Source organism: Shewanella sp. SG41-4 (assembly GCF_014164505.1).
Taxonomy (GTDB): Bacteria; Pseudomonadota; Gammaproteobacteria; order Enterobacterales; family Shewanellaceae; genus Shewanella.
Map to the genome: position 1 here is coordinate 1 of NZ_JACJFI010000305.1, position 4082 is coordinate 4082.

Annotated in this window: 3 protein-coding genes and 1 pseudogene; 2 read left to right on the forward strand and 2 right to left on the reverse strand. The window is 41.0% G+C overall.

Annotated elements, in window-relative coordinates; all coding sequences use genetic code 11:
• Positions 1-450: pseudogene (locus tag H5202_RS18580) on the reverse strand (hypothetical protein); the annotation flags it as partial.
• The gene (locus tag H5202_RS18585) at positions 450-2123 is read right to left on the reverse strand and encodes an ExeA family protein (RefSeq protein ID WP_182773378.1); all 1674 of its coding nucleotides are present in this window, start codon (positions 2121-2123) and stop codon (positions 450-452) included. The gene H5202_RS18585 and the pseudogene H5202_RS18580, both read right to left, overlap by 1 nt.
• A 130-nt stretch (positions 2124-2253) precedes the next feature.
• Here H5202_RS18585 and H5202_RS18590 point away from each other — a divergent pair, with 130 nt between their 5' ends.
• Both H5202_RS18590 and H5202_RS18595 read left to right on the forward strand, forming a co-directional pair.
• Entirely contained in the window at positions 2254-3498 is a 1245-nt protein-coding gene (locus H5202_RS18590) for a multifunctional CCA addition/repair protein (protein ID WP_182773379.1), read from the forward strand.
• Between the two features lie 268 nt (positions 3499-3766).
• Positions 3767-4033 carry an Lpp/OprI family alanine-zipper lipoprotein gene (locus tag H5202_RS18595; RefSeq protein ID WP_182773380.1) on the forward strand — a complete coding sequence of 89 codons (267 nt, stop codon included), beginning with the start codon at positions 3767-3769 and terminating at the stop codon, positions 4031-4033.
• Positions 4034-4082 lie beyond the last annotated feature (49 nt).

Here is a 4082-nt window from a genome sequence, read left to right on the forward strand (position 1 = left end):
CACACCTGAAGACTCAGCGTAACCATTGGCATTATAACTCGATGAAGCAGGCACGTTCATTACCATCGTATTGAACGGTTTAGCGATAGGCAATGCCACCTTACCCGCTAAACGAATATCGTCATTACTTTGTACAGCAGGTTCATTTTTTTTAACCTCCAACAATTCAGCGGCTTTATTTTGTGTAACAGCGACTGCAGCAGGTGGCGGCAAAGATTGCAGTGCATTAGCGCCACTGTATTGATCAGCCGCTGACGGTGATGGTAATAACACACTCATGCCCCATGCGGCACCAATGCCTAAGGCAATGGCTGCAGCCAATAAACTATATTTATTCAACTTATTTGAGGGGGTAGATTGCGATGTATATTGAGGCGGCGTCGACATAATATCGACAACATCACCTTGTTGCTGCTTTTTTCGGTTAACCGCATCCAATAGAATTGACATTAACTGCGCACCTCGGAGGCACTTAATCGTGGGCCTTGCTGGCTCAAATATAAGTTAAGTTGCACCAAGGTTTGATTGCCTGCTATACCGTCTGGTTTTAAACCATGTTGACGTTGAAACTGCATTAATTGTTGCTCTAATTCACTATCAAACTGCGTCAGTAGTCGTGCACGTCGTTTGTTGACTAACGCTAAGCTATTCTCAAGCCATTGTACTTGCGCCAAGCTAGAGGACTGGCCAATTTCACGAGGTAGAATGCTATCTGGTTGCCACAAAATTTCGAAAGTGCCGCTAAAATGACGGTCAAACCAATCTTTATTCACCCAAAACTGCTGCTCGCCCAGTTGCAATAAAATCTGCTCAGCTTGACGTTCAACAATTACGCCATAAAAAACATTCGCTTGTGCATCTTGCAAGTACACAACTGCTGGGTAATTAAGCCGCATAATACTGTGCCAATTACCTTGCTGCTGGTAACAGGCTAAATCCTGTTGCTGTGCTGCCTGGCAAGCAGACAAGCCAATAATAGGCTGTTTATTCCACAGGCCAAATAATCCGGCAAAGGCATTATCAATGCTACTGCTTTGTAACATGGCTTGGCGCATAATTTGTTGTTGTGCATTGGCAACTGGAGTTGCTGTTTGTACTTGTTGAGGCTGAGGTTGTGCTACTTGGTTTGTCTGACTTGGCATAACTGCAGGCGTTTGATTTGCGATGCTAGATTGCACTTGAACATCTGGTATCGCCGCATTTGCATTGATATTATTTTCAATGGCTAAACGATTAAACAGATAAAATGATAAACCAAAAGCGAGCACCAACGCTGTAGCGGCAACAAAGGGCCAGCGTTTATCTCCAGGTATATCAATATCACCTAAGACTTCGACTGCTGCTTGATTCACCATTTTGTGATCAATCGGTACTTTAGCTTGTCCATAACCAGCCATTAATGCACGCTCGCACAATAAGTTGGTTAACCTTGGGATACCGCCAGAATGTTTATGCAACGCGGTTATCGCTTTACGCGTAAATAGAGGTTCATGCCTACCAGCAACCTGCAAACGATGCAGCACATATAAGCCAATTTCGTCTTTATTTAGTGGTAATAAATGATAACGAGCGGTGATCCGCTGTGCTAGCTGACGTAAGTCTTGTCGCTTTAGCAGTTGTTGTAATTCAGGCTGACCAATCAAAATCACTTGCAGCAGTTTTTTGGTATTGGTTTCTAGATTGGTCAATAAACGCAGCTGTTCTAATACTTCAGAACGAAGATGCTGTGCTTCATCAATAATCAGTACCGTATTACGGCCATTTTTATGATTGTTTAACAAATACATGCTGATTAAATCTGTCAGCTGTTTTAACGTAGGATTCTCACCATATTTAATTTCCAGCTCATCACATAACGTGGCCAAGAGTTCAAGCTCAGTCAACGATGGATTAAGAATAAATGCGGTGTCGGTATTATCGGGTATTTGTTGTAATAAACAGCGTGAAACAGTGGTTTTTCCAGTACCGACTTCACCCGTTAATAATACAAAACCACCGGTTTCACCAAGTCCGTAGGTTAAATGAGCCAAAGCCTCTCGGTGACGGTCACTTAAGAACATATAATGAGGGTTAGGCGCGATAGAAAATGGATTATCGTTTAATCCATAGAAGGCTTTATACATTCGACCAAAAATCCTTATTTGAAACTGACGACTCACGTTAATGCTTGTGTGACAGCTTGTCAAAAGTTAGCCGTAAAAATCTAACTCTGATAAGATTTAAGCCACTTATTATTACACGTTGTGATACACCATGAAGATTTATTTAGTAGGCGGGGCCGTACGCGATACCCTTCTTAAACAAACAGTCGTTGATAAAGATTATGTGGTTGTTGGTAGCAGCGTTGAAGAAATGCTCGCATTGGGTTATCAGCAAGTCGGAAAAGACTTTCCTGTTTTTTTACACCCTAAAACTCAACAAGAATATGCGCTGGCCAGAAAAGAACGCAAAACCGGTAATGGCTATCAAGGCTTTAGTTGTGATGCTAATAAAGATGTCACCCTCGCAGAAGACTTATTACGCCGTGATTTAACCATTAATGCTATCGCACAAGATGAGCACGGCACTCTGACTGATCCGTACCACGGTATCGCGGACATTAGCGCTAAAATACTTCGCCATGTGTCAGATGCTTTTGTTGAAGATCCATTGCGTGTATTACGAGTGGCTCGTTTTGCAGCTCGATTTCATCACCTAGGTTTTACTATTGCACCTGAAACCTTACAGTTAATGACCGACATAGCTAATAGTGGTGAATTAGATCACCTCACTCCAGAACGCGTATGGCAAGAATGTGATAAAGCATTAAGTAGCCAAAGCCCTCACATTTTTTTCGACGTATTAAAGCAATGCCAAGCATTAACAGTGTTATTTCCTGAAATTGATGCGTTGTTTGGCGTACCGCAACCTGAAAAGTGGCACCCGGAAATTGACTCAGGCATTCACACCCTGATGGTTCTCGAACAAACCAGTTTGCTCAGTAACAATAAAGCGGTACGTTTTGCTGCACTGGTTCACGACCTAGGTAAAGCGTTAACCCCAAAACAAAACTGGCCGAAGCATCATGGCCACGGTCAAAAAGGTTTGCCGGTCATTAAAAAGCTTTGTAAGCGAATAAGGGTGCCAAACGAATACCGTGATTTAGCTTTATTAGTTAGCGATCAACACCAAAATATCCATAACGCCTTTGAACTAAGAGCAGAAACCATCGTCAAATTATTTGATAAAGGTGATTTTTGGCGAAAACCACAACGCTTAACAGAGCTATTATTATGTTGTCATGGCGACTTAAGAGGGCGAACTGGATTTGAACATTCTCCCTATCCACAAGCTGAATATTTACAGCATTGCTATGAGTTAGCGAGCAACGTTGATGTGCAATCGATTATTGCTGCAGGCTACCAAGGAGAACAAATTAAAAACCAACTTCAGCTAAAGCGATCTGAAACGATTAATAGCTATAAAATACAATACATTGAAAGCGAACAGCTACATTAGCTATTGCCTATTTAGTGTTTTATGAAAAAAAGCGGAAAAAAGCATTTTTTAACAGAGAATAAGCAACAAATCACTAAGATTTATATAAATTCGGCAATTAATGATGCTTTTGGCCCGCTAGACTTGCAATTTTCATTTATTTCGCTATTTTAAATAAACAATCTTATATTTGCCTATAGCAAATAAAAAAATATGTGACATAATTACGCCGTTGCAAAGGCACATGCCGTTGCACTATTTAACAACCTATATATTAAGGGATTTACCCATGAACAAGAAAGTACTGATGATTGCTGGTGTTGCGTTAACTGCTTTATTAGGTGGTTGTGCTAACACTACTGCTTTAGAAGAAAGCGTAGCAAACCTAGGTAACAAAGTTGATCAACTATCAGCACAAGTTGGTTCTTTAAAGTCTGAGCAAAGCATGCTATCTGCCGATGTTAAAGGCGCTAAAGCAGCTTCTATGGACGCACAAGCTGAAGCTAAACGTGCTAACGACCGTTTAGACAACATGGCTTCTTCTTACAAAAAGTAAGAATAGTTATTAAAAATTAGCTTATTTACATAGGTTGATTATTAGGGCT